Origin of the sequence: Myxococcus sp. CA033 (assembly GCF_013336625.1) — a bacterium.
In the GTDB taxonomy this organism is placed as follows: Bacteria; Myxococcota; Myxococcia; order Myxococcales; family Myxococcaceae; genus Myxococcus; species Myxococcus llanfairpwllgwyngyllgogerychwyrndrobwllllantysiliogogogochensis.
The window spans coordinates 156295-181215 of record NZ_JABUMU010000021.1 but is presented as its reverse complement, the minus strand read 5'-3'; the positions used below and the strand labels follow the sequence as shown (position 1 = coordinate 181215).

20 protein-coding genes are annotated in these 24921 nt (G+C 67.4%); 12 read left to right on the top strand and 8 right to left on the bottom strand.

Annotated elements, in window-relative coordinates; all coding sequences use genetic code 11:
- Positions 1 to 55: 55 nt before the first annotated feature.
- Positions 56 to 2884 (top strand): M20/M25/M40 family metallo-hydrolase, encoded by a 2829-nt coding sequence (locus HUA78_RS34710; RefSeq protein WP_174478126.1) that lies wholly within the window; start codon positions 56 to 58, stop codon positions 2882 to 2884.
- A gap of 225 nt (positions 2885 to 3109) precedes the next feature.
- Here the strand turns inward: HUA78_RS34710 and HUA78_RS34705 are convergent, their stop codons facing one another.
- Positions 3110 to 4837 (bottom strand): CocE/NonD family hydrolase, encoded by a 1728-nt coding sequence (locus HUA78_RS34705; RefSeq protein WP_217442701.1) that lies wholly within the window; start codon positions 4835 to 4837, stop codon positions 3110 to 3112.
- A gap of 215 nt (positions 4838 to 5052) precedes the next feature.
- Here HUA78_RS34705 and HUA78_RS34700 point away from each other — a divergent pair, with 215 nt between their 5' ends.
- On the top strand, positions 5053 to 5640 hold the full coding sequence (locus tag HUA78_RS34700) for a TetR/AcrR family transcriptional regulator (RefSeq protein WP_217442700.1): 588 nt from the start codon (positions 5053 to 5055) through the stop codon (positions 5638 to 5640).
- Between the two features lie 144 nt (positions 5641 to 5784).
- Positions 5785 to 5988, top strand: coding sequence for a transcription termination/antitermination NusG family protein (locus HUA78_RS34695; protein WP_174458322.1), 204 nt, complete (start codon positions 5785 to 5787; stop codon positions 5986 to 5988).
- 71 nt (positions 5989 to 6059) lie between these two features.
- On the opposite strand, the gene HUA78_RS34690 is transcribed toward HUA78_RS34695, so the two are convergent.
- A complete protein-coding gene (locus tag HUA78_RS34690) occupies positions 6060 to 6428 on the bottom strand; it encodes a glutathione S-transferase N-terminal domain-containing protein (RefSeq protein ID WP_174478123.1) in 369 nt (122 codons plus the stop codon).
- Between the two features lie 327 nt (positions 6429 to 6755).
- Positions 6756 to 8675: an FG-GAP-like repeat-containing protein gene (locus HUA78_RS34685; RefSeq protein ID WP_174478122.1), complete on the bottom strand. Its 1920-nt coding sequence runs from the start codon at positions 8673 to 8675 to the stop codon at positions 6756 to 6758.
- Between the two features lie 523 nt (positions 8676 to 9198).
- Between HUA78_RS34685 and HUA78_RS34680 the strand changes: the two genes are divergently transcribed.
- The 7 genes from HUA78_RS34680 (at position 9199) to HUA78_RS34655 (ending at position 16128) form a co-directional block, all read left to right on the top strand.
- Entirely contained in the window at positions 9199 to 10962 is a 1764-nt protein-coding gene (locus HUA78_RS34680) for a family 43 glycosylhydrolase (protein ID WP_254624059.1), read from the top strand.
- Positions 10963 to 11232: 270 nt separating this feature from the next.
- On the top strand, positions 11233 to 12105 hold the full coding sequence (locus HUA78_RS34675; protein WP_254624058.1) for a TIGR02996 domain-containing protein: 873 nt from the start codon (positions 11233 to 11235) through the stop codon (positions 12103 to 12105).
- Positions 12089 to 12289: a hypothetical protein gene (locus tag HUA78_RS46840; RefSeq protein WP_254624057.1), complete on the top strand. Its 201-nt coding sequence runs from the start codon at positions 12089 to 12091 to the stop codon at positions 12287 to 12289. Before HUA78_RS34675 ends, HUA78_RS46840 begins: the two co-directional genes overlap by 17 nt.
- A gap of 169 nt (positions 12290 to 12458) precedes the next feature.
- On the top strand, positions 12459 to 13220 hold the full coding sequence (locus tag HUA78_RS34670) for a hypothetical protein (RefSeq protein WP_174458319.1): 762 nt from the start codon (positions 12459 to 12461) through the stop codon (positions 13218 to 13220).
- 158 nt (positions 13221 to 13378) lie between these two features.
- Entirely contained in the window at positions 13379 to 14158 is a 780-nt protein-coding gene (locus HUA78_RS34665; protein ID WP_174464966.1) for a DNA/RNA non-specific endonuclease, read from the top strand.
- Between the two features lie 708 nt (positions 14159 to 14866).
- Positions 14867 to 15586: an SDR family oxidoreductase gene (locus HUA78_RS34660; protein WP_174458317.1), complete on the top strand. Its 720-nt coding sequence runs from the start codon at positions 14867 to 14869 to the stop codon at positions 15584 to 15586.
- 14 nt (positions 15587 to 15600) lie between these two features.
- A complete protein-coding gene (locus HUA78_RS34655) occupies positions 15601 to 16128 on the top strand; it encodes a lipocalin-like domain-containing protein (protein WP_217442699.1) in 528 nt (175 codons plus the stop codon).
- Positions 16129 to 16226: 98 nt separating this feature from the next.
- Here the strand turns inward: HUA78_RS34655 and HUA78_RS34650 are convergent, their stop codons facing one another.
- Positions 16227 to 16670 (bottom strand): hypothetical protein, encoded by a 444-nt coding sequence (locus tag HUA78_RS34650; RefSeq protein ID WP_174464967.1) that lies wholly within the window; start codon positions 16668 to 16670, stop codon positions 16227 to 16229.
- A gap of 757 nt (positions 16671 to 17427) precedes the next feature.
- Between HUA78_RS34650 and HUA78_RS34645 the strand changes: the two genes are divergently transcribed.
- Positions 17428 to 19224 carry a matrixin family metalloprotease gene (locus HUA78_RS34645; protein ID WP_174464968.1) on the top strand — a complete coding sequence of 599 codons (1797 nt, stop codon included), beginning with the start codon at positions 17428 to 17430 and terminating at the stop codon, positions 19222 to 19224.
- Positions 19225 to 19317: 93 nt separating this feature from the next.
- Here HUA78_RS34645 and HUA78_RS34640 read toward each other — a convergent pair whose 3' ends face one another.
- From HUA78_RS34640 to HUA78_RS34630, 3 genes are all read right to left on the bottom strand, one after another.
- Complete coding sequence (locus tag HUA78_RS34640; RefSeq protein WP_174478121.1) at positions 19318 to 20028, bottom strand: hypothetical protein; 711 nt, start codon at positions 20026 to 20028, stop codon at positions 19318 to 19320.
- 112 nt (positions 20029 to 20140) lie between these two features.
- Positions 20141 to 21205 carry a HEAT repeat domain-containing protein gene (locus tag HUA78_RS47820; RefSeq protein WP_174478120.1) on the bottom strand — a complete coding sequence of 355 codons (1065 nt, stop codon included), beginning with the start codon at positions 21203 to 21205 and terminating at the stop codon, positions 20141 to 20143.
- 90 nt (positions 21206 to 21295) lie between these two features.
- Entirely contained in the window at positions 21296 to 22177 is an 882-nt protein-coding gene (locus HUA78_RS34630) for an AraC family transcriptional regulator (protein WP_174464388.1), read from the bottom strand.
- Positions 22178 to 22235: 58 nt separating this feature from the next.
- Here HUA78_RS34630 and HUA78_RS34625 point away from each other — a divergent pair, with 58 nt between their 5' ends.
- Positions 22236 to 23213, top strand: a complete 978-nt coding sequence (locus tag HUA78_RS34625) for a PD40 domain-containing protein (protein WP_174478119.1) — start codon at positions 22236 to 22238, stop codon at positions 23211 to 23213.
- 91 nt (positions 23214 to 23304) lie between these two features.
- Here the strand turns inward: HUA78_RS34625 and HUA78_RS34620 are convergent, their stop codons facing one another.
- Entirely contained in the window at positions 23305 to 24837 is a 1533-nt protein-coding gene (locus tag HUA78_RS34620) for a hypothetical protein (protein WP_174478118.1), read from the bottom strand.
- Between the last annotated feature and the right edge of the window lie 84 nt (positions 24838 to 24921).

Below are 24921 nucleotides of genomic sequence, written 5' to 3'. Positions count from 1 at the left end.
AGAAGGAACAGCCGGCCGTTGAGTGTGGGCGCGGCCTTTGACATGGTCGCGCCCCATGAAGCGTGCACTCCTGTCCTTCCTGGCCCTGGTGTCCTGCGCCACTCCCTCCAACACGTCGCCGTCGACCTCCGAGACCGCGGCGAGCTCCGGCCCCGCTGGCACCGCGCCCCAGGTGCCCGCGCTGCCGGAAGAAGTCCGGCTTGCGGACCTGCGGCAGATGACCTTCGGCGGAGAGAACGCCGAGGCCTACTGGTCCTTTGACGGCAAGCAGCTCTCGCTCCAGGCCCGGCACGAGGGAATGGGGTGTGACCGCATCTACCGGATGGCGGTGGACCCCACGAGCGGCGCCGCCGCCACGGTGACGCCGGTCTCCAGCGGCCAGGGCGCGACGACGTGCGCGCACTTCCTGCCCGGCGACCAGGCGGTCATCTACGCCTCCACGCACCTGGGTGGCGAGGCGTGCCCGCCCAAGCCCGACCACTCCATGGGCTACGTCTGGGCCCTGTACGACACGTACGACATCTTCAAGTCGAACGCGGATGGCAGCGGGCTGACGCGGCTGACGGAGACGCCGGGCTACGACGCGGAGGGCACCGTCTGCGGCAAGGACGGCTCCATCATCTTCACGTCCGTGCGGGATGGCGACCTGGAGCTGTACCGGATGGACCGCGACGGGAAGAACGTGAAGCGGCTGACGCACACGCCCGGCTATGACGGCGGCGCGTTCTTCAACGCGGACTGCTCCAAGATTGTGTGGCGCGCGTCGCGTCCGCAGGCCGGCAAGGCGCTGGACGACTACCAGGGGCTGCTCAAGCGCGGACTGGTGCGGCCGACGAAGCTGGAGCTGTACGTGGCCAACGCGGACGGCTCGGAGGCGAAGCAGATCACCTGGCTGAACGGCGCCGCCTTCGCACCCTTCTTCCACCCCAATGGCCGGCGCATCCTGTTCGCGTCCAACCACGGCGACCCCAAGGGCCGTGAGTTCGACATCTGGGCGGTGGACGTGGATGGCTCCAACCTGGAGCGCATCACGTATGCGCCGGGCTTCGACGGCTTCCCCATGTTCTCGCCGGACGGCAAGTGGCTGGCCTTCTCCAGCAACCGCGCCACCGCGCAGGGAAAGAGCGACACCAACCTGTTCATTGCCCGCTGGGTGGATGACGTGAAGCCGGCCTCGGGTGCGCCGTCGGCCGCCGCGGACCGCATCCGCGAGGACGTCTCCTTCCTCGCGGCGCCCGCACAGGAGGGTCGGGGCATCGGCACGAAGGGCCTTGAGGCCGCCGGAGGACTCATCGAGACGCGGTTCCAGGAGCTGGGTCTGACGCCCGCGGGTGACACCGGGACGTTCCGGCAGGCGTTCCCCGTCACCACCGCCGTGCAGCCCGGGGCTGGGACTCAGGTGCGACTCGGGAAGACGGTGCTCCCGACGGATGCGTACACGGTGCTCGGCTTCTCCGGACAGGGACAGGCGCAGGGCGCGCTGGTGTTCGCGGGTTACGGAATCGTGGAGCCGTCGCTCAAGGTGGACGACTACGCGAAGCTGTCGGTGAAGGGGAAGATTGTCGTGGTGCGCCGCTTCGTCCCGGACGCCCCCGAGTTCTCCGACACGGACAAGCAGCGCCGCTTCGGTGACCTCCGCTACAAGGCCTGGCAGGCGGCGCAGCGTGGCGCGAAGGCGCTCATCGTCGTGGACTGGCCCCAGGCTCCCACGCCCGCGCCCAAGGAGTGGCGGATGCCTCCCGAGGCGACCCTGCCCGTCCTGCATCCCGAGGGCGTGGGCGACGCGGGGCTCCCGGTCGTCGTGGTGAAGCGCGCGGCGATGGAGCCGGTGATGGGCTCGCTGCTGGCGCGCAAGCGCGTGGACGCGCAGGTGGACGTGAAGCTCGAGTTCGAGCAGCGCGCGGCCTTCAACGTCGCGGCGGTGCTGGAGGCGGGCGAGGGCAAGCTGCCGGGCCTCGTCGTGGTGGGCGCGCACTATGACCACCTGGGCTTCGGTGGACGTGGCTCGCTGATGCCGGACCGGCACGAGGCGCATGGCGGCGCGGATGACAACGCCTCGGGCGTCGCGGCGCTGTTGGAAATTGCCCGCACGCTGAAGGAGCGCCGCGCGGAGCTGAAGCACGACGTGCTCTTCCTCGCGTTCTCGGGTGAGGAGACGGGCCTGCTCGGCTCCACGCACTTCACCCGGCAGCGGGGGGACGCGGGGATGAAGCAGGTCACCGCGATGCTGAACCTGGACATGGTGGGCCGGCTGCGGTCCGGTGGCCTGTCGGTGCTGGGCGCCGAGTCCGCCACCGAGTGGGGGCCGCTGCTCGCGCGCGCGTGCGACGAGGCTCGCGTCACCTGCAACCCGAGCGGTGACGGGTACGGCCCGAGCGACCACTCGCCCTTCTACGCGGCGGGCGTGCCGGTGCTGCACTTCTTCACGGGAGCGCACTCGGACTACCACAAGCCCACGGACACGGTGGAGGGCATCAACGCGGTGGGCACCGCGCAGGTGGCGCGCATCGTGTCGGCAGTGACGGTGGGCCTGGATGGGACGGCGGCGCTGACGTATCGCAAGGTCCCCTCCCCCACTCCGCGCGGAGACCTCCGCAGCTTCAACGCGTCGCTGGGCACGGTGCCTGACTATGCGGGCCCGCCCAACGGGCAGAAGGGCATGTTGCTCGCGGGAGTGCGCGCGGGAGGCGCGGCGGACCAGGCTGGAATGCTGCGGGGTGACATCCTCGTGCGACTGGGCAAGCACGTCATCGGCGGCGTGGAGGACCTGATGTTCGTGCTCAACTCCTCCATGCCGGGTGAGACGGTGGAGGCGCGAGTGCTGCGCGAGGGCAAGGAAGTCCCGCTCGAGGTGACGTTCCAGGAGAGCAAGCGCCCTCGCTGAGCTGATTTGTATTGGGGCTCGAGTCGAGCCCCCGAAGGTGAATCACAGCGCGGGCCCGGATGGCGTTCCAGCAGGACGCCCCGGGCCCGTGGTGCTTCCGCTGCACCTGAGTCAGCGGGACTTAACCCCACGGACCAGGTCCGGGCCGTGTCGAAGCTTGAAAGCAAGACAGTGGGAACGGACACGAGGTCGACAGCCAAAAGCCATCGTCTCTCGTTGGGTCGATCACCCCTTGACTGCCGTTCCTTGACGCCTCGCCTGGACGGGCAGTTGCAGATAGGAGGCGTGCTTGCCGCCGGTGTGGACGACGTGCTGTCCGCTGTTGGCAGGCGTGTACTCGCGGATTCCGGGCATCATCGTTCCCAGAAGGCTCCTGCCGCTGATGACGAAGCGGAGCTGTTCGCCGGAGTGGAACGCGAGGCCGATCGGGAGCAGATCGATTTCGACCTCGACGACCTCACCAGGTGAGAGCTTCTCGACTCTGTCGAAGCTGTGGGCGGGCACCGCATCGGTCGACAGCGTCTCGTCCAGGTGGCGCAGAGAGACACGCAGGCGTCCGTCCGAGCCCTTGTACCGGAGAATCGATGCGCCGCGCTCGGTGATGTCCTGCACCAGCGCGCTCTGGTTGGGCACGGTGAACTGCTGCAGGGGCGTGCCGTACGCATCGAGCTTCTGGACGAGGATGAAGAGGTCCATGTCGTCCGAGCCGCGTGCTTCGACCCAGAGGTACGCCTTCGGGTAGCCGACCAGGACGGTCTCCTTGTCGAAGCGCGTGATGAACGACACCGCATCGGGGTTGGAGCTCACGTCGTAGACCGCCGTCGCTTCAGCGCTCGGGGCTGTCGTGGTCAAGGCGCGCGAGCGGCCGTCGAGGTAGTACTTCGTCGGCGTGACGTCCTTCGGGGGGAACTCGCCCGCACCGACCGCGACCTGATCGCCGCCTTCGAGATCCAGGACCGAGTACCGGACGCGCGGCGTCTGCTCCCACCCGTTGTCCTCGCCCTTCAGGTAGCGGTCGAAGAAGCGGCGCAGCTCCTCCCTGTTCGCTTCGTCGTAGTAGTCGGGCCACTCCTGGGAGTTGTGGATGCGGAGCCACTTCTCCTTCGAGGCCATCCGGCGCCATGCGCGGAACGTGCCCGCCGTGTGCAGGGTGTTCGAGTAGCTGGCCACCACGTATGCCGGAACGGTGATCTGGTCGAAGCGCGGGATCTTGTTCTCCCACAGTTCGGTCATGAGGGGATACCGCTCGGCCTCCGCGAGGAGGTCCTCTTTGCGCCCCTTGCCCCAGTAACTGTTGTCCTGCAGCTGCCTCGCGAACCCCGTGTCAGGCATGCCGCCGCGCAGGACGAGGTCCCTGTAGACGTCACTGACGCCCTCCCAGGGGTTGATCGCCGCGAGGTGCGGGGGCTGTTCGGCGGCGGTGAACCACTGCGACACCGCGAGATAGGACGTCCCGCTCATCGCGACCTTACCGGTGCACCACTCCTGGACGGCCAGCCACTCGATCAGGTCGTAGCAGTCGCGTCCCTCCTGGCGATCCCAGATGACGCTGTCCCCGTCGGACTCGGCCACGCCCCGAATGTCGGGATTGCAGATCGCGTAGCCCCGCGCGCACCAGTACGCCGGGTCCGGCCCCTCGAACTTCTCCAGCCCCGACACAATCCCGTTGTCGAGCCCGACCATCTGGAAGATGCCCATCACGCTCGGGGAGGTCCCCTGGCCCTTCCCGTACGGGCTCCATGCCACGATGACCGGCACCTTCTGCGTTCCGGCGGGGCGAAGCACATCGACGTAGATCTTCACGCCGTCCCTCAAGGTGACGGCAACGTCCTTCTCGAGGACGATTTCGACCGGCACCGACTGGAACGGGGGCGCGATCTTGAATCCGGCCGGCAGGGTTCGCGTGCCTGGTTCGAACCCACTCAAGACGCCGTACCTGGCGCCCGGCTTCAACGGCTGGGACGGTACGAACACCTTCTGGTCATCGCTCATGACGAACTCCTCGTGTCTCTTCAACCAGGGACCAGCCCCGTGCCGGTCCTCGCCCTTCGGGCCCCGGACATGGATATCCGCGCTCCCGACCTCCTCGACATAAAGAACGTTCATTCTGTTTGTCAAGTCGAACGGAGGCGTGACGAATCTGTCGTGAGTGGGATTAATCTTCCGTCATGCCCAAGCTGAGCGAAGGTTCAAGGCAGCGGCGGCGCGAGAGCATCGCGGCTGCAGCCATGCGCTGCTTCGCTCGTCAGGGCGTCACCAGCACCTCGATGGCGGACATCATCCGCGAGGCGGGCTCATCCGCCGGCTCGGTCTACTCGCACTTCACGAGCAAGGCCGAGCTCTTGCGCTTCGCCGCCTCGATGGCGCTGAGCGAGCTGGTCGCGACGGTGAGTGACGAGCTGCCCGCGGAGCGCACTCCCGCCAGCGTCCTCGCGCACCTGCTGCGGTCGAGGAGCGACAAGGCGCACGCGCAGACCCTCCTTCAGATATGGGCGGACGTGCCTCGCGACGCGGAGATTGAAGAGATCGCTCGGGACAGTGTGATCGAGTTTCGCGCACTCGTGCGGTCAGCGTTGCTGCCCTGGTGTCAGGCTCCCGCGCGAGCAAGAACGAGGAATCCGGACACTGCCGCGGACGAGATTTCCGACGCCGTCGTCACGGCCGTTCAAGGCTTCGTGGTCAGGGTCAGCATCGACCGTGACCTCGACAGTGAGCTCGTCGCAAGCCGCCTGGTCGCCTTCTTCGAGAAGGTCTGAGCCCATGTCCGAGGAGCGTGGGACCGCACCCGACGCCCGGGGCGTCCCGTTGACCGAGAGGCGCTCTTTCCAAGGCTGCATGATTAACAGTGCGGGAGGAGACCGCGTTGCGTGCGGCGGAACCGCCCAGGAGAGCGAGACATCATGGCCAAGAGCTGGTTCAAGATCCAAGTCAACACGGGCCACGAGAACAGGGTGAAGGACGCGCTCCTTGAACGGATGAAGGCCTATGACTTGCATTGCCAGACATGGATTCCCGCCGACGGAATGAACTCTCCAGGATACGTGCTCATCCAGCGAAGAGCCTGTCGCGGTATTCGTAGCGAGGGCTTGCCCGGCCGGGGATGAGGATGCTCAATGTTGGACCGGGCAGCCGCCCACCTCGAAGCGGTGCCCCGAAAGCTGAGCGCGGACGCAGGCTACTTCTCCGCGAAGAATGTCCACTGGCTGGAGTCAGTTGGCGTCGAGCCATCCATCGCTACCGGCCGCCAGAAGCATGGGGAAGCGCCACCGAAAGTCAGCGGCCGTCTGCCCGCGGGACGCACCCCGAAGGAGCGGATGGCCCGGAAGATGGCGGTGACCACGACGCCGTTGTCGTCGATCACGGGAAGCTGCCCGAACGGGTTCTTCGCGCGGAACTCCGGTGAGTCCAGGTCGTGGTTGGGGTGATCCATGCCCACGATCTCGTATGGCATTCCGATCTCTTCGAGCGCCCAGTTCACGCGCAGGTCACGCGTGATGCCGCGCGCCATCTTGTCGACTCGCGAGAAGCGGTCGATCTTGAGCATGCGCCCACCCTACTTCTCGCGGGCACCCCTCTCCAGCCTCCGCTCTCGAGCTCGCACGCATACCGAGGGGACACCCCCACCAAGCGTTCACCCTTCTTCGCGATGCCCGTGGTGAGCACAATCGGATTGCGGCGCGCTGCATGCCCGGTCCTACCGTATCCGTTTGCCCGTCAGCAGCTTTCAGGAGGCCGGCCGATTGCGGAGCTCCTCGAACAGGGGACTCTCACCCGGTGCGCCGCGCGCGAAACACGCGGCGCACCGATTCTCCTATCGAGACCGCGCTGAAATCAGGGCACACCGCCCCACTGCGGCATCGCGGACAGCTCCTCAGAGTCCGTTCGGGACCACGGTCACGGTGCCGGAGCCCCTGTTGGTCAGGATGAGATCGGCGTACCCATCCGCGTCCATGTCCGCGGTGGCGATGGCGTTGAGGCCAGGCGAGGCGCCGGTCGTGACGACGGTGCCCGCGGTGAAGCCTCCGTTGCCGTTGCCGGTCATCGGGCGGACGCCGCCCGAGGCCGCTGTCACGAGGATGTAGGCGTCGAGCTTGCCATCGCCATTGAAGTCATCGGCCACGACGCCCAGCGCCGAGTTGGCGGCCGTATTGGCCGCGGCGGTTGACTGCACGCCGCTCGCGAAGGTGCCATTGCCGTTCCCTCTGAAGAAGAAGAGGAACCGGCCGGCCGCGCCGTTCGAGAGGATGTCGAGCGTGCCGTCGCCGTTGGCGTCGCCGAAGGCGATGCCCGCCGTCTGGCCGCTGGCGGAATTGCTGTAGGCGACGGGTGCGGCGAACGAGCCGTCGCCCTGGTTGATGAGGATCGACAGGCGTGCGCTGGCGGGGCTCGTCACCACGATATCGGAGACGCCATCGCTGTTCAGGTCACGGCAGGCGATGGTCGACTGCGCGCCGCCGGTGTTCGGGATGCCGATGAACGTCGGCGCGCCGAAGCTGCCCGCGCCGGTACCGAAGAGCACGCTCACCTGGCTCAGGGTCACGCTTGTCGTGGCGATGTCAGCCACCCCGTCGTGATTGAAGTCCCCGGTGCAGAGGTGGACGGAGCCCGGGGTGCCGGTGGTGAAACTCGTGGGCGCGCCGAAGGTCCCGGGCGCGCTCGGGCCCAGGTTCTTGTACACGCTGATGTTTCCGTTGATGAGGAGCAGGTTGGTCTGTCCGTTGACGGTGACGGCGTCGAGCCACCCGTCGCCGTCCACGTCCACGGCCACGACCGCGTTGCTGGAGAGCGAGGCGCTCCCGTAGTTGACCTCCGGCTGGACGCTGGCGTCGCCGTTCCCCAGGAAAACGGAAAGCGAGCCAGAGGGGAACAGGATCGACCCGGATTCGGCGTTGGCCACCAGGATGTCGAGCTTGCCGTCGCCATTCACATCGGCGACCGCCGGGGCCAGCGGGTTGTGGTTCGCGGGGGTGCTGACCGGCGTGCCGGGGACCTGGCCGGGGGGGGCGGCCTGGCAGGTGGCGTTCGAGCAGATCTGGCCCGTCGCGCACACGATGCCGCAGGCGCCACAGCTATCGGCGTCGCTCTGGAGATTCACCTCGCAGCCGTCGGACGAGTCCCCGTTGCAGTCCCCGAGGGTGCCGGAGCAATCCTGGCAGTTGGGCCCCTCGTAGGTAGGCGCGCACTCGCAGGTGTAGCTACCCACGCCGTCGATGCAGGTGCCGCCGTTCAGGCAGGGGCTTGCGGCGCACTCGTCAATGTTGGTGCAGGTCACGCCGTCGCCCTCGTAGCCCGCATTGCAGGCGCAGGTGAAGGAGCCCACGGTGTTGGTACAGGTGGCGTTTTCGCTACAGTTGTCGGTACCGGCGACGCACTCGTTGACGTCGACGCAGGTGCCGCTCTGGCACGTGAGGCCGTCGCAACAGGGGACCGTGGCGTCGCACGGCGCGTTCACGGACAGGCAGCCCTGGCCGCTGCACGTCGGGTCGTAGATCGGCGAGGTCGGGTCGAGGCTGGTGACGTAGTCGCCGTCGTGAGCGCTGTGCGCGTTGATACACGCCTGCTCGCTAACACGGACGATTGTGTAGGGATGAGTCGTCGAGCTGGTCTTGTGGCAGATATGGACCTTACCATTGACGTCGAAGTAATCGCACTGGTCGGCGGTGAGGGCGGAGTCGGCCGAACCGACGTACGCGTCATTGTCTTCGACGGAAATCGGGCTGCAACCGCCGATGAGGCCGAGCAAACCGGCCCCCGTGATCATGATGACGAGCGAAATTGATTTGTGTTTCATTGAGTTCCCCCCTGAAAGGACGCACCACGGCCTCGCGACGGCTTGCGCGGAGCTCGCGGGCACCAAGCTAGACTGACGTTGAACGCGGGCTGTTTTTATTCACCCGCAGTGAAATTCATAACGCCCCGATGGTGGCCTGTCAATTGCCAATTCATGACCGCGGTAAGATTCCTGCCGATTCGGCACAATGCCCGTAGCTTCGCACAGCCAAAACCATGCATGAGTCAGCACAAACCCATCACAGATTCGACGCTGAGTCGCCCGCAGGTGGGCAGCGCCCCGACGACGCAGACGTCCTTGGGCGTCTTGCCCGCACGTCCCTTCGTGTGGAGACGGAGGCGAAGAGGTGACGAGCCGCCTGATCGCCTTCTTCGAGAAGGTCTGATCTCATGTCCGAGGAGCGTGGGATCACACCCGACGTCCGAGGCGTCCCGTGGACCGGGCGGGATGACGAGAGGCGCTCTTTCTACAGATGCATGATCCGACGCCTCATTCCTGCGACGCTGCTCCCAGGAGGAAGTCCATGCACATCGCACGTGTCGTCGTCCCGCTGTCCGCGCTCTTCCTGGTCTTCGTCGGATGTGGGGGTGAATCGTCACCGGAGCTGGAGCCCAAACAAGAGGTTCACTCGACATCGCACGCCCTCGCTGGCGTCTGCGACGGCGTCACCTGCAGCGGTCATGGCGTCTGTCGTGACGAGGCAGGCACCGCGCGCTGCATCTGTGACGAGGGCTTCACCGACGCCGCCTGCGCCACGCGCGGTGGCGACTACGGACGGCGCACACTGCTCGTCCCGGGGATGGCGGACCCCGACGTCTACAAGGAACACGATGACCTGTTCTTCCTTTCCGGCACCGGCAACGGGTGGCAGTTGCCCATCTACGAGACGCGAGACCTGACGAGCTTCCAGCTCAAGCGCTCCTATGACCCGTCCGTGGCCGACCCCGTGTATGACTATTGCTTCCTCTGGGCCCCGGACCTCGGCAAATACGAAGGCGTGTACCAGCTGTACTTCTCGGCGCACCGGGTCCCCAACGGCGCCGCGTGTCCTCCGTCCGGCCAGGAGGTGACCACCTTCGTGGCCACCGCCCCCGACCTGAACCTCCAGTTCGGCGCGCCCCAGCCCATCAACGCCAACACCACCTGGCCTCGCACCTCCACCGGCACCGCGTGCCTGCCGCAGGGCTGCAACCGGAACATCCGCATCGACTCGGCCACGTTCAATGACACATCGGGCCGCTGGTTCTTCTATGTCTGGTTCGACCGGGGCAACAACATCTCCTCCTTCAACACCGCCGCCCCGGGCACCGTCTACAACCACGCGGGCCCGGCCATCTTCTCGACGCCCGCCTACGAGGAAGGCATCAACGAGGCCCCCGAGGTCTTCAAGCGCAACGGCCAGTACTACCTGCTCCTCAGCGGTGGTTGGTACAACAGCCAGTACGCCATGTATTATGTGATGGGAGACTCCATCCCCCAGCTCACGCGAGCACGGGCGGTGCGGCGACTCTCCCAGCCCCTGCGCAACGCCGCTGGCAGGCTGGTGCAGAGCCACGGCCACAACGTCATCGTCGAGCGCCGGGGTGAGTACTTCAACGTCTTCCACGTCGGCGCCTTCGACGCCTCGGGCAACCTCACCTCGCGCAGCACGTACAAACAACGCGTCGCCTTCAAGCCGGACGGCTCGCTGCACTCGCTCAACCAGGTGAACGTCCGGTGGAACAAGCTGACCGGGTACAGCTACTCGCTCGACGTCGTGCTGCGCGACGGCACGGTGGTTGGCCCGTGCCTCTCCGTGGCCGTCCTGGGACAGGCCAACAAGACCGTCTTCGACGGGGTGTGCCGCAGCGCTGGAGACCGCGTGGTGACCAAAGGCGACATCGCCGCCTTCCGCATCTTCTATTCGAACAACAACGTCTGGGGCCCCTTCGTCGAGCGGGCCTATGACGGCATCTCCGACGACGTCACCCTGGACCTGCCGGGTGGCTACACGCCCTTCGTGGACTTGAGCTGGAGCGAGGAGGAGACCACCGCTCAGTACTCCATCGACGTGCAGCGACGAGACACCGGCGCGTGGATTGGCCCCTGCATCGGCGTCACCTCCGTCAACAAGAGCCTCTCCTGGACCTACCTGGGGCGCTGCGACACGCCCGGCATCAACGTGCCCTCCTCCAACATCCAGGCCTTCCGCATCTGCTCCGCGGTGAATGGCGACTGGGCCCGTGCCCGCTGCGGCGCCACGCCATATGACGGGCGCGGCATGCACTCGCACATCGTCATCCCCTGAGCCGCCTGTAGCTCCCCTCCGGGTGCGCAGGCACGACGATGCCACCCGGAGGCCCATACATGCCTCCCCAGGACGGCCTCGCAACCCATGGACTTCCCAGGGAGGTGCTGGCTCCAGGAGGCACGCAGCAGGCGCCCCGACGGTGACTGCGGTCATGAGGAGAATGGCGCCAGATATCTCACCGGGGCGCTGTTCTCCTCGCCATGTGACGGTCCACCTCACTAGCGTCTGGTCCGAGGCGCGCCACGTTCGGCGCGGGAGTGGACAGCCATGGCGCGGGACGAGGTCGAGGAAGCAAGCTCCAACGAGCTCAGCGAGAGCACGCCGGAGGGCAAATCCAATCCGGAGTTCGAAGCCACCCTCCTCAAGGACCCGGACAACGTAGAAACGTACCTCGTCTATGGAGACTGGCTCCAGAGCCAGGGCGACCCGCGCGGTGAACTCATCGCGCTCCAGCACGCGGCGTCGAAGGCCGAAGGCGCGGAGGCCAGCGACCTCAAACGCCGGGTGACGGCGCTCATCCAGAAGCACCAGGCGCTGCTGCTCGGCTCGCTGGCGACACCGTGGGCCGATGAGGAACTCTCGCTGGAGTGGCACCTGGGGTTCATCCGCGCCGCGAGAGTGGGTCGCAAGGAATTCAACTCCACGCTCGATGTATCGGAGACGGTGTCGACGCTGCTTGCCCACCCCTCCGCGCGATTCCTCAAGTCACTCAGCGTCGGCATCGTGACGGCGGACGGGGGGAACGACTACGAAGACGTCACCCAGGCCATCATCCAGGCCAAAGGCTCATCGACGATTCAGAGCCTCTTCCTCGGCGACTTCGACTACCCCAGGGAATTGGAAATCTCCTGGACCTACCTGAACGGCGTCTCGGGGCTCTACGCGGCGCTGCCCCACCTGCGCTCGCTGCGGCTGCGCGGCGCGGCCCTGGACGTGGGCGAAATGGACCTGCCAGAGCTGCGCGACTTCACCCTCGAGACAGGGCGTCTGCCGTTGGCGGTCGTCAAGTCCATTGCCAGCCCTCAAGGCCCTGGGCTTGTGCAACGCGGAGTTCACGGACGAGCTGGCGAAGGCGTTGCCCACCGCGAAGGTGCTCCCCCAGCTCGAGAAGCTGGACCTGTCCATGGGCTGTCTGTCTGACGTGGGCGCGAAGGTGCTCGCGGACAATGCCGAGGCGTTCAAACACCTCAAGCACCTGGACGTGACGGAGAACACGCTCACCCCGGAGGGGGCGAAGCTGGTGGCGAAGCTGGCGGACACCGTGGCGGCGGGCAACCAGCGCAACTACGACGAGGATGAGCGCTACGTCGCGGTGGGCGAGTAGCGGCCAGGTCTCGTCAGGGACGAATTTTCAGCAATCGCGGAAGCACCTCGCACATCGACAAACCGTGAAAGGGATACGACCGAAGCCAAAGGCTGGCGGCGTATCCCCTTTGTCATCGAGTCGGGCCGGCCCCTCTCGGCGGCACACACGTCTTGAACGGAGAATCCCTGTGCGCGTTGCCTCGTTCCTTGCATTCATTCCTCGTTTGATCGCCCTGGGGTTGGGCCTCTTCGGTGCCCAGGCACTCGCGGGCTATGCGCCCTACGCTGACGGTCATGTCCTTCGCGCCTCCGACACCACGAACCGCTATGTGGTGGCGGGTGGCGCGAGGTTCCTCATTCCCGCTGGGGAGTGGATCCACTACGTCTTCGCCCCCTCGGTGACGCAGCCCCAGGCCACCATCAACACCTATGAAGTGATTCCCAGAGACGGCACGCTGATCCGCGAGCTCAGCGAGACAGCCATCTACGTCGTGGTGGGCGCGAAGGACTGGTGGGTTCCGAATCCCACGGAGCTGGGCTTCTGGGATGACACCACGAGCGTCAACAACGTCCCGACCGGGTCGCGGGACGTCTTCCCCATGCTCGTGTACAGCGCGCTGATCCAGGACCGCACGTCGAGCGACATCTATCTCTTCGTCGCGGGCGCGGTGTTCCCCGTCACCACCCCCGCGGACCTCGCCTACTTCGGCGGCTCGTCCGCCGTGAAGGTCGTTCCCCTGGGCACGGTGGGTCAGTACACCAACGAGGTGTATTGCGGAACGCTCCTCCGCGAGCGCTCGAGCAGCACCGTGTACTACATGGGGTATCGCTCCAGCTCTCCCACCATGTGGAAGGGCGAAGTGACCGGAGTCACCGCGGATGGCGTCGTGCCGGATGGCGCGCTCTCCTCGTTCCCGCTGCTCCCCGGCATTCCGTCCTGCATCTGGTAGTGCGCTGACTCCGAGGGGGCCGGGAGTTCGCCGGCCCCCTCCTTCTCCGTGGAGCCACGAGGCCGCAGTTCACCGCAAATTCACGTATTACGACTCTCTCTTTCTTGGTAAACGAGTCACTGAAACCAGTGAAACCGACTCGGGAAGGACCCAAGAGAATGCGCGCGCTGAACAAGCTCTTCGTTGCGGCGGTGTTTGTCCTGATGTCTGGCGGCTGCGGAGTCACTGACACGGACCTGGGCGGCGATGGTGCCGCCCGTCAGCTCGAGCAGGACTTCGGCGGCCCGAGCGGTCTCATGGAGTTCTTCGAGCACCACACGGAGGAGGAGATCCGGGGGGCGCTGAAGCAGTACGGCGTCGGCTACGTCATCCACGGGGAAGTCTCAGAGGCAGCCATCCGCGACTGCCCGAAGTACTTCCCGTCGGCCGACCGGAACATCTGGCACAACTTCGACGGCGAGTACTACTTCATCGACACGGCGGGCCGACCGAGCCGGGCGTACAAGAACCTGCCGCCCATCACCGCCGCGCCGCGCGTCGACTCCTGTCAGACGACCGTCGGGCAGTGGGGCGACGCGGAGAACTCCAGCAACGACTATGACGGGGGACACCTCATCGGCTCGCAGCTTGGAGGATGGGGCGGGCGGGCGAACCTGGTGCCTCAGGATGCCAACTTCAACCGTGGCAACTGGGTGCAGCTCGAGAACAAGATGGCCAAGTGCGGGAGCCTCCCGAGCGGCCGTATCCGCTACACCATCGGCGCGAACTACCCGAACTCCACCACGCTCATCCCCAACAACATGACGATGGAACTCAGGAACCAGTCCTCGGGCGCCAGCGTGTCCCTGTCCTTTTCGAACACGGACGGCGGCGGTACGAGCGGCACGGCCACGCGGACCCGGGGCGTGGACTGGCTGACCAGCCAGGGCTGCAACTGAGCAGACCGTCGCAGTCGGACGCTATTCGCGCGCTTCACAACCGCGCGCAGGGAAGTCTGGTGTGCAGGCACCCTCCCGCGACACGCACGGGGGGGTGCTCGGAGCGAACGCGGTGGGACGGACATCGGCGAGGGCCGTGAGGACTGACGCCGTGTCGAGCGCCACCCTCTGAGTGCCGGGCGAGGCGCGGACCCCTGGGGACGATGAGTCCGAGTGGGCCGCGCCACAGCCCGTGTTGCTCGGCGACAGCAGCGCGAGGCCCGTGAGGCAGAGGGAATACAGCGCGCAGTCGACGACGTGTCGCAGGAGATGCACCGAGGCAGGTCTTTCGCGAGAGGAACCGCGGCCCAGTGCAAGTGGAGCGCCACGCGGCCTCCCGTCAGGTGTCGTGCAGGCAGGCCCTCGCGTCGCGTGCGCGAGGGACGCAGCGCGCAGGCAGGGCGTTCCTCCAGGACGCACACCTCCCGCGATGTGACAAAGCCGCCCTCTGACGGGAGCGGCCGGCCAGGACATGCGCCGGGCCACGCACGCCGCAAGAACGACTCTCCGTGCTGGTACCTGTCCCTGGCGGAAGTCCGCGACCGCGCCACGGCGCCGCCCGAAACGAGCGCCATGAAACCCCATTGACAGGTTACCGTTTCTCGAACATACCTCCGTCCGTAACCTTATTATCGGGTTACGGAGTTCATCCGACGCGGAGGCGCACCCATGCAGTTGGAAGGCAGGAAGGTGATTGTCGTTGGGGCTGGCTCAGGCATCGGCCGGGGCGTGGCCATCGTGGCATCCGAGGCAGGCGCCCACGTGGTGCTGGCGGGCCGCAAGCGCGAGACACTGGAGGCCACCTCGGAGTTGATGAAGGGCCCCCGTGAGGTCCGTGTCCTGGACGCCACGGTGGAAGCAGAGGTGGCGGCCTTCTGTGAAGGGGTGGGCTCCTTCGACCATCTGGTGAGCACCGTGAGCCAGGGCGCCGTCGGCCCCCTCTCCGGACTGGGCGCCGCCGCCATCGAGCGAGCCTTCGCCGCGAAGCTCTGGGCTCCCCTCTTCCTGGTGAAACATGCCGCGCCGCGCATCTCCCCGGAGGGCTCCTTCACCTTCTTCTCCGGGTTCCGCGCCTGGAAGCCCGCTGTCGGAACCTCCATCACCAGCCTGGTCAACGGAGGGCTCGAAGCCTTCACCAAGGCCATGGCCGTGGAGCTGGCGCCGGTGCGGCTCAACGCCATCTCTCCGGGCGTGGTGGACTCCGGCTCCTTCTGGGACCGGCTCGGCGCCGAGGCCCGCGAGCGGCTCTTCGCGGACTACGCCAGCAAGGCTCCTGCCCGCCGCGTGGGGAGGACGGAGGACCTGGCCGCCGCCACCCTCTTCGCCATGACCAACCCCTTCCTCACCGGCACCGTCCTCAGCGTGGACGGCGGTGGGGTGCTGATGTGAACGGACGGAACCCGATGACTCGAAGCCAATTGCGCGCCCTCCCCACCGTGTCCCTGCTGCTCCTGGCGGTGTTGCTCCCCTCACGCGAGGCGGACGCCGGGGAGAAGTCCTTCAAGGAGCAGCTCGTGGGGTCCTGGACGCTCGTCCTGGTCGACAACGTGCTCCCGGATGGGAAACGCGTGCAGCTCTACGGTGCCGAGCCCCAGGGCCTGCTCATGTTCGATGGCCAGGGGCGCTACTCCATCCAGATCCTCCGAGCGGGACGCGCCCGGTTCGCGTCCAGCGACAAGAGCCAGGGGACGCCGGAGGAGAATCAGGCCACCGTGCGCGGGACCAACTCCCACTTCGGCCGGTACTCGGTGAACGAGGTGGAGCGCACCGTCACCTTCCACATCGACCACGCCTCGTTCCCGAACTGGGAGGGAACGCAGCAGCGGCGCACCTTCACGCTGACGGGCGACGAGCTGAAGTACATCGTCCCCGCGCCGACGACCGGTGGAACGGGCGCCGTCGGCGAGGTGAAGTGGCGGCGCGCGAGGTAGCCGCGACGTCCGCGAGCCCCCAGCCCTTTTCTTCCAGGGGGCCTACCCCTGGAGGAAGCAGGCGCCAGCAGGCGGCGAGTTCCCACCGCAGAGGCGTGTCAGCCGACCAGGAGGCGAGGCTGATCGACGAGGTGCTCCGTGTTGGACTCGTTGCTCGGCCGCTCCCGCCTCGCGTTGGGGCGGCGGGCCACGACAGGGGCGCTCCCGCCGAGCCAGTCCCACTTCTCTCCGTCCCAGAGCTGCTCGCGCCAGGTGAGCTGTGCCGCGGCCTCGCGCGCCTTGTCTCCGTGCGCGATGAGCGCCCAGCCCGCGCGTGACTGCTTGCACTCACCACTCTTGAACTTGAGCAGGCGGCGGTGCCCCTGGGCTTCCTCGCGGTCCGCGTCCCAGAGCGCCTGCTGCTTGCCGCCCGGCCCCTCGTAGTCCACGCCGTTCCACTCACACCAGGCGATGACGTCCTTGAGCCGGACCAGCTTCGCGCTCCTCGACAGCGAGAGTTCCGTCACGGCCGCCACGAGGAGGCCTGGGGAGATGACACGCATGGAAGAAGCCCCGTTGCAGGTCAGCGAATGCAGCCAACCTACTGCGGCGGTATAGGTGGAAGGTCCATGGCGACTCCATGCCTTTGTCATGGTTCTGTCATGGCGCACTGAGCGCTTGACTCACGGCGTTGAAATCAGCGCGCGGCGTCATCGCACGACGCACTCCGACAGGGCCCGCGAGCCCCCACTGCCGGTGGCACCGGCGCGCAGCGAGGGTGAGGGCCGGACTGGTGGCACAGGCCGAACACACCTGGAGTTCACGAGCCATCCGCGGCCCCCGTCCTCCCGGAGTGGTGGCTGGAACCGACTCAAGCGGTGATGGGCTGTCTGCCAAAAGGCGTGCGCTCACGGGCTTCAATCGAAGACTGTGATTGCCCATCTCCCTGCCCTTCCTGGATACCCTCCGCATCCACTGACCGGGTCGGGCCCCTCTCGGGTGTTCTCATCCTCGGCACGAAGACGGTGAGGGCTGCCTGAGACGGTGGGTGAGTTCATGGGGGCTCGAAGAACTCGGACGGAGACTCGGAGCGAACCCCGCGAGAACGAGGGACTGTCACTTTCATGGAGTGCTAGCATTCGCCGCCGCCGCGCCGCCAAGGCTCGCACTCCCTCCCGCGTCATGAGCTGGCGCTGGGAGTCAGGTGGGGTCCTGGCGCGCTTCGAGGGTGGGGACTGAATGAGCACAGGTCGTGTGATGGGATTCAAGGCGCGTTGCGCCCTGCTTGCGGTATGGGTCTGTGTCCTGGGGGTGTCGTGTGTGAAGCGCCCCGTGGACTACGCGCGGGAACATGCACAAACCCTCGCTCCAGCGAAGCTGGAGACTTCGTCGCAGTCCTCGGCGGGTCCGGTTCGGAAGGTTCGGGTCCGCGTCTACGCGGATGCGGACTACCGCGAGCAGGTGATTCGCTGGCGAAGCAGCATCGTGTCCCAGTTGCAACGCGCGAGCGCGGTGGTGCGAGGGCCGCTGGGCGTTGTCTTCGAGCTCGAGTCGACGCGCGAGTGGGCGCATCGCGGCGTCGAGGGCGAGCTGGAGGGCTCCCTGGCCGCGCTGGAGCTGGCGGACCCGGGCGAGGACGTGGACCTGGTGGTGGGCTTCGTCTCGTCGCTCAAGTTCTTCTCCTCCGCGCAGCATGAGCTGGGCATGGCCCGGATGTTCGGGCGCCACTGTGTGCTGCGCGAGATGGGAAACCCGGAGGAGGTCCGCGCCATGATGGAAGCGCTGATCCACCTGCCGGCGGACGAACAGCAGACGCTCTACCAGCAGCGCAAGGCGCACAAGGAGACGTCCGTCTTCCTCCATGAGTGGGCGCACACGCTGGGGGCCTTCCACGTGCGCAGCTCGCACTGGATGATGTTCCCGAGCTACGCGCCGAATCAGGCGGCCTTCGCGTCGCAGACCCTGGCGTTGCTCGCCACCAGCCTTCGCCATGCGTCCGCGGGTCGTCGAGATGACGAAGCCGCGCGGGCCTGGGCGACCGAGCTGGGTGGGCAACTGGCCTCGACGACCTCGCCGGACTGGGAAGGTCCGGAGAAGCAGGCCGTGGTCGACTGGCTCGCGAAGGTCCGCGAAGGCAAGGCGCCGCTGGTCCAGCACGAGCCCAAGACGACCCTGTCGCCGGACGACCGGCGTCGGCTCAACGAAATCCTCGCGCTCGAAAAAGAGGGGCGTGTCGAGGTCGCCGCCCAGCAGATGGAGCCCCTCGCTCGACGCTACCCGGAGGACGCCCACCTCCAAGGTCTTGCCTGCTACCTGGACACGCGGGTCGCCCCCAAGCTGCCGGCGACCCGCGAGAAGTGCGAGTCCGCCGCCGAGAAGTTCCCCGACCAGGCCGCCGCCCTGCTTCAGCTCGCCGTCCTGGAGCTCCACCAGGAGCGTCACCTGGAGGCGCAAGGCCACCTCGTGCGCGCGCGGCAGCGGATGGAAGCGAACGCCGGAACGCCGCCGGAAGGCTGGGGAGACCTCGCGGCGCTCTTCAAGCAGACCTCCGCGCTCACCTGGGCCGAGCAGGCCACCCTGAAGATGGGCAATGGGTCCCGGACCGAGCCGTTGCGGACGTGGGCCCTGCAGACGCGACGATGGATGGCGCTGCCGGTGGATGCGACCGTGAGCGGTGTCGCGGTGGAGCGGGAGGGAGAGCTCATCCGCGCGGTGAAGGACATCGAGGTGTACCTGGAGAAGGGGCCGGCGACGAAGGCGCAGGCGCGGCTCGCCTGGCTGAAGCGGGAGTTCCCGCGCGCGGCGGTGCAGCACGTGCTCGACTGCGAGGTCCACATGCGCGCGGGCAGGTCGGGGCCCGCGCGAGCGGCATGTCGGCGGGCGGTGGCCGCGCACGAGGAGGCGGTGCAGGCGCACTTCATCCTCGGCTGGCTGGCCTCCACGTCCGGCCCTCGCGAGGAAGCACGGACGCACCTGGAGCGCGTCGTGGCGCTGGAGCCCCAGCACATGGAGGCGTGGCGACTCCTGGCGGACCAGTACCGTGCCGTGGGGATGACGGAAGCGCTGAAGTCGCTCCAGGGGCGCTATCGCGAGCGGTTCTCCCAGGAGCTGCGCTGACGCTCGACGCGCCGATAGAAAGCGGAAGCGGGCCCGGCTGGCGTTCCAACAGGACGCCCCGGGCCCGCGGTGTTTCCTGGAGCCAGCGCCGGGCTACGGAGTGCCGGGCACCGTGAAGGCGAAGCGGATGTACTGCGAGTTGGTGCTGGAGCTATGGGCGACGCAGCTCCGAGCCACGCTCGACGCGGGAATCGCGATGTTGAGTTGCTGCGTGTCGGAGTACGTCACCGTGGCGCTCACCGGCGAGCCATTGCAGACAATCTGCCCCACCGAGAATCCGTTGACGCAGCTGAGCGAGTTGAAGCTCGCCGTCCCGATGCTCGGGTTCGAGCTGGTGAAGTTGGAGTAGTAGAGCTCCAGGTAGTGCAGCCCTCCCGCCGCGCCCCGGTCCACCGCGCTCCCCACCGGAAGGGCGGCACAGGGACACCCCTGGGGACTGGTGTTGGACTGACACTGCGTCGCGTTGACCGTTCCCCCACCGCAGAAGCCGCAGCTCAGGTTGCAGACGAACGCGATGGCGGAGAAGCCCGCGGGGCACCCCAGCCCGCATTGCGTGATGGTTCCGCAGTTGGGCGTCACCGCGCACGTCGTCGCGTTCGAGTTGTTGAAGTTGCAGGCCAGCGCGCCACAGGCGAAGCGATCACAGTAATAGGCCGTGGGATGCTGCCCGGGCGGACAGCCAATGCCACAGATGGCCTGCTCGGAGCTCTCCTCGAAGGACGCCTCGTCCTCCAGGTCGGACTCGGTGCCGACACAGCCCACCAGGAGAGACGCCAACAGGACACAGCCAAGGGACTTGAACATGGGTGCCTTTCCGCGCGAACGCGAAGGACGCCCGTTCAGTCAATCCCAGCCCGAGCGCCTGAATTCCAATTTATCATGAAATTCAGGCATTCTCCGCCGGAAGGCATTTCCATCAAGCGTTGCGCGGGAGCAGCTCATGGAGGGCCTCGGCGACGAGCCCCGACGCGCCTCGCGCCGCCGCCGCCAGCGTGTCGCGGATGCGGCCGAGGGTGGCGGGCTCCACGCCCTCCAGCGCGCTGAGCGCGGCGCCGACCTTGTCCGGGTTTTCGGCGGACGCCAGTTGGGCTGCCAGGAGCGAGGCGGCCTCCTGGGGAGGCGCCCCGACGCGCAGCAGGGCCACGGCGGCGCAGGCGGCCACCGCGGGGCTCTCATCCTGGAGGCGCTTGCGCAGCGCGGCCACGGTGGACAGCGAGGACAGGCGCCCCAGGCCCAGCAGGGACACCGCCTCCAGGCGGACGGGCGGCTGGGGGTCCTCGGCCGTCTTCAGCAAGACGGGCTCCAGGGAGGCCAGCTCCGGGGCGGGCTTGCCCTCTCGGCGGCCCTCCTCCACCAGGCTCCGCAGCGAGGTCAGCGCCAGGTACTGCCGCGTCCCCTCCGCCCGGCTCACCTGGTCGAACAACGCGGGCAGGGCCACCTCCGGCGCGGCGGAGGCGAGCGAGCCCAGCGACTCCAGCGCGGCCCCCGCCACGGACTCCGAGTCGTCCAACACCGTGAGCAGGCGAGGAAGCAACGACACCGCCGCCTTGCCCACGCGGCCCACACAGCCCGCGGCGACTCGACGGACCGAGGCCTTCGCGTGGCCCAGGGCTCCCTCCAGCGCGCTCAGCGGCAACGGGGCTGCCCGGTAGAGGTTCGCGATGAGCAGCGCCGCTTCATCCAGCTCGGGCGCATCAACGTCGATTCGAGCCACCGCGGTCAGCACCGCCTCCAGCGCGGGCTCGGCCAGTTGCACCTGCGGCGGCCACCAGGACGTCTGGAGCAGGCGGAGGATGGGACCCTGGGCGGCCGAGCCAGCCCGGGCCAGCTCCTTCACCAGCAGTTGTGCCGCTCGCTCCCGGACCGCCTCATCGTCCGCACAGAGCGCCTCGCCCAGCACTTCGAGTGCCGCCGCCACGTCCTTCGGGTTCGAGGTGGAAAGGCGGGACACCCACTCATCCAGGGGACGGACACGGTTCACCAAGGCTCCTCGAAGAGAATCACCCGGGTGGTACCACGGGCAGGTGCGCCGAGGGTGCCAACCGTTCCCTGGCGGCGGCGGGACTGTCCGTCAATCCCCTGCACGCGAGCGATAGGCTCGAGGCGAGACGCCGAACGCTCGCGTGAAGCTCGCCGTGAAGTGGGACAGGTCACCGAAGCCGGCCTCCAGGGCGACGTCAGTGACTCGAGCGCGCGTCATCCGCAGTGCCGCCGCCGCCGCGCGAAGCCGCGTGGCGATGACGAACTGTCGAGGTGTCTGCCCCGTCATCGCCCGGAACACGCGCAGGAAGTGGAAGCTCGCGAGCCCCGCGACATGGGCCAGGGTCTCCAGGGAACAGTCCTCCGCGCTGTGGGTCTCGATGTAGCGCAGGCTCCGCGCAATCCGGCGCGCCTGCGGCTCCGAGACCGCCAGCGACGCCTCCCCTGGCTCACACCCCAGCGTCAGCGCCGTCCCCATCACCGTCAGCGCCGCCTCACGCAGGGCCTCTGCTTCTCCACTCGCCAGGGCGTGATGCGTGAGCAGGACGGCCTCCGCCGAGGCGACCGAAGCGGGGATGCAGACCCGCTCGAAGGGACGCTCGACATGCGCGTGGCGCCCCAGCGAACGCAACGCATCCTCCAACAGCGACTCCGAACAGTCGAACACGATGGAGCGGTCTCCCCCATCATCGACATGCCGGTACTCGTACGGGGCGGAGCGGTTTCCCAGCAGCAATGCTCCGGGCCCCACCACGGCGGCCCCCTCGCGAGCACGGACATGGAAGACACCTGACAACACCACGCTGATCCGGACGCGAGGATGCTGACCGCCGAAGGCAGGGCTCCCCGCGCCCTCCAGACAAACACAGTCCCTGACGTCGAAGGCCTCGCCCTGCCCGAGCAGGTGATAGCCACCAGGGCGCCCGGGCAGCGTGGACGGAGCCGACGCAAGATTCCCAAAGTTTCGCCTCATGCCCGGATGCTACCGCTGACCTCCCAACGACGGAATGCACGTCCAGGAGGGACTGACGATGACCGGAAGGCAGTGGATGCGAGGGGTTCTCGGAGTGCTGAGCCTCACGACGCTGGCATGTGGCGCCCATTCGGGACGCACGGCGACGCCTCGCGCCGCCTGTACGCCCGAGCTCTACGGCGCGGGCCTCTTCACCACGGGCGCCTGGGACTTCTTCATGGCCTTCTCGCCAGACCAGCGCCGCGTCCTCTTCGGGAGGGCCGACGACAGCTTCGAGCGGTACACGATGTACGAGACGCGGCTCGGGGACGACGGGGTCTGGTCTCGCCCCGTGCTCCCTCGCTTCGCGGACCAGTGGAGCAACGCGGATCCCCACCTGTCGCCCGATGGGCGTACTGTGTACTTCATCTCCAATCGCCCCCAGCCCGGCGAGCCCGATCCGCGCGCGTCGTATGACATCTGGGCCGCATCCCTGGGCACGAACGGCGAATGGGAAGACGCACGAAGACTGCCCGCGCCCGTCAACGACGCGAGCCTCGACGAGTGGTCACCCGCGGTCGCCGCCAACGGCAACCTCTACTTCGGGGGCGAGCGCGTGGGCACGCTCGGAGGGAGCGATCTCTGGGTCTCCCGTTGGGTCGACGGCGCATACCAACCGCCAGAGAACCTGGGCGCGGCCATCAACTCCACGGTCCACGAGCTGGAGCCCTGGATTGCTCCGGACGAGAGCTATCTGCTCTTCAGCGCCCTGCGCCGCGCGGACGGGCTGGGAGGTTATGACCTGTTCCTCAGCCGCCAGGTGAACGGCACCTGGGAGCCCGCGCGGCGCCTCTGTGAAGGGCTGAACACGCGCGCCAGTGAGTACAACCACAGCGTGTCTCCCGACGGGAAGTGGCTCTACTTCAGCAGCACCCGCCCCTTCACGGGGGACGTCGGCGAGCGCTTCGACACGCCTCGGGACGAGGGCTCGCTCAAAGGCATCGGGGGCGGCACCGGGGACATGTACCGCATCCCCATGAGCGAGCTGGGGCTGTAGGTCTGTCCTTCGGGCATGGGCCTGGGCGAAGCACTGACGAATGAGGCGGCCTCCCCGGAAGGAAGCCGCCTCGCAGCCATGCGCCGTATTCCTACGGCAACGCGCTCGCAGGCAGCTCGACCACGTACGAATCGATGTCCGTGTCGCTGCCGTTGCCCCAGTTGGAGTTGAAGAGCACCCGCGTGAAGTCACGGTTGACGCTGGCGACCGGCTCCGTCCAGTAGCCGTTCGAGGCGGTGCGGTGGTGGGCGAGCGTGTAGACCGTCGGATTGGCCTTGAGCTGCACGGCCATCACCTTGCGGTGCAGCCACTGCAGGGCGCCGCCATAGTCGGCATAGGTGCTGACCACCACCCATCCGGGTTTGGCGAACGCCTTGCCGGAGATGTGCAACGCCGTCGCGGTGCCGCTCACGTACGTCGGGAACAACGCCGTGCGAACACCCGTGCGAATGTTCAGCATGAACACGTCGCCTGCGTTCGACTGGTAGTCGACGGCCACGAAGATGTCGTCGCCATTGGCGTCCAGCGCGATGTCCGAGTGCTCGGACTTCGAGAGCAGCTGAGTCCTCGCGCTGAAGTCGCGCGAGAACGCCGCCGTGCCCCGCGCCCCGTCGCCAGACACCACGCAGTAGTTCCCACTGGGGGACATGCTCACGTGGTCGGGACGCTCGCCCAGCGTGTCATATGTGCCCAGGATGGTGTTCGTGTCGCGGTCCCAGGTGAACACGCCCACGCTGCTCCAGTCGCTCGTGTCGACCATGAAGCACCAGTAGCGACCATCCGCCGAGGGAGAGCCCTCCGACTTCGTCCAGGCCGCGTTCGCCGTCGGCCACCGGGCCTTCAACCGCGCGGCGAAGTCCCCCACGACGCGGGTCGCCCCGGTCGTGACGTTCAGCTCGTGGAGCTTCATGCCAACGCCGTTGGTGGGCAGGTAGTACAGCAGGTCCGGGTTCGTCGGGTGCCACTGCGGCTCCGCGTCCCCAGCCGGACCTGACAACTGGTTCAGCCGCGCACGGGTGTTGGCGTCGTACACATGCCAGGCCCCATTCAGGGCGTAGACCAGCTGCTTCGTGTTGTTCGCGTTGAAGGCCTGACGGCGCGAGTAGTCGTTTCGAGCAAAGCCGGAGACGCCATCCGCGGCGTGGTCGGTGGTCCGCACGAGACACGTCTTGTACGTGGGCTCCGTCACCGCGACGCCCTTGGCGGGCTCCGCCAAGGTGGGAATCGGGTGGGCCTGACGAACGCTGGAGAGCGCGAACCCCGAGGGATAGAACGTGGCACACGCGGGGCTGAGCGCCGGCTCCGGCACCGGCTGCGTCTTGCGCTGGCACGTCTTGAACTTGCCGGGCGCCGGGTCCGGATTGAAGAAGCAATACACACTGCCCGCGGCCAGCTCCTTTGTCACCCAGGTCTCGCCGAGTCCGAACCGGACGGTCGACGGCTGGGTCAGCGTGAACGACTGATACTGGTTCGCGACTGTCTCCCATCCCTCCGGAGCGAGCGTCAAGTCGACCGCCCCAGGGAGTGGGCCAGGAGGCACACCGCCCTCGTCCGCTCCGTCGCCGCAGCCCACCAACGCCAGACACACCAATGCCATCACGTCATGCTTCAAGGCAGGACTCATGTTGAACGTTCCTCGCTGAGTGGAGACCACGGCACCGCGCCACGCACGGACACGCATGGGTCATGGATTCGGATGGGAAAGCGG

Bases quoted from the DNA above. Each gene is read 5' to 3' on its own strand.
- HUA78_RS34695 (WP_174458322.1), top strand. From the start codon at position 5,785: ATGGCCAAGAGCTGGTTCAAGATCCAAGTCAACACGGGCCACGAGAAC.
- HUA78_RS34630 (WP_174464388.1), bottom strand. From the start codon at position 22,177: ATGAGGCGAAACTTTGGGAATCTTGCGTCGGCTCCGTCCACGCTGCCC.
- HUA78_RS34710 (WP_174478126.1), top strand. From the start codon at position 56: ATGAAGCGTGCACTCCTGTCCTTCCTGGCCCTGGTGTCCTGCGCCACT.
- HUA78_RS34660 (WP_174458317.1), top strand. From the start codon at position 14,867: ATGCAGTTGGAAGGCAGGAAGGTGATTGTCGTTGGGGCTGGCTCAGGC.
- HUA78_RS34655 (WP_217442699.1), top strand. From the start codon at position 15,601: ATGACTCGAAGCCAATTGCGCGCCCTCCCCACCGTGTCCCTGCTGCTC.
- HUA78_RS34640 (WP_174478121.1), bottom strand. From the start codon at position 20,028: ATGTTCAAGTCCCTTGGCTGTGTCCTGTTGGCGTCTCTCCTGGTGGGC.
- HUA78_RS34690 (WP_174478123.1), bottom strand. From the start codon at position 6,428: ATGCTCAAGATCGACCGCTTCTCGCGAGTCGACAAGATGGCGCGCGGC.
- HUA78_RS34625 (WP_174478119.1), top strand. From the start codon at position 22,236: ATGACCGGAAGGCAGTGGATGCGAGGGGTTCTCGGAGTGCTGAGCCTC.
- HUA78_RS46840 (WP_254624057.1), top strand. From the start codon at position 12,089: ATGGGCTGTCTGTCTGACGTGGGCGCGAAGGTGCTCGCGGACAATGCC.
- HUA78_RS34700 (WP_217442700.1), top strand. From the start codon at position 5,053: ATGCCCAAGCTGAGCGAAGGTTCAAGGCAGCGGCGGCGCGAGAGCATC.
- HUA78_RS34650 (WP_174464967.1), bottom strand. From the start codon at position 16,670: ATGCGTGTCATCTCCCCAGGCCTCCTCGTGGCGGCCGTGACGGAACTC.
- HUA78_RS34675 (WP_254624058.1), top strand. From the start codon at position 11,233: ATGGCGCGGGACGAGGTCGAGGAAGCAAGCTCCAACGAGCTCAGCGAG.
- HUA78_RS34685 (WP_174478122.1), bottom strand. From the start codon at position 8,675: ATGAAACACAAATCAATTTCGCTCGTCATCATGATCACGGGGGCCGGT.
- HUA78_RS34680 (WP_254624059.1), top strand. From the start codon at position 9,199: ATGCACATCGCACGTGTCGTCGTCCCGCTGTCCGCGCTCTTCCTGGTC.
- HUA78_RS34620 (WP_174478118.1), bottom strand. From the start codon at position 24,837: ATGAGTCCTGCCTTGAAGCATGACGTGATGGCATTGGTGTGTCTGGCG.
- HUA78_RS34665 (WP_174464966.1), top strand. From the start codon at position 13,379: ATGCGCGCGCTGAACAAGCTCTTCGTTGCGGCGGTGTTTGTCCTGATG.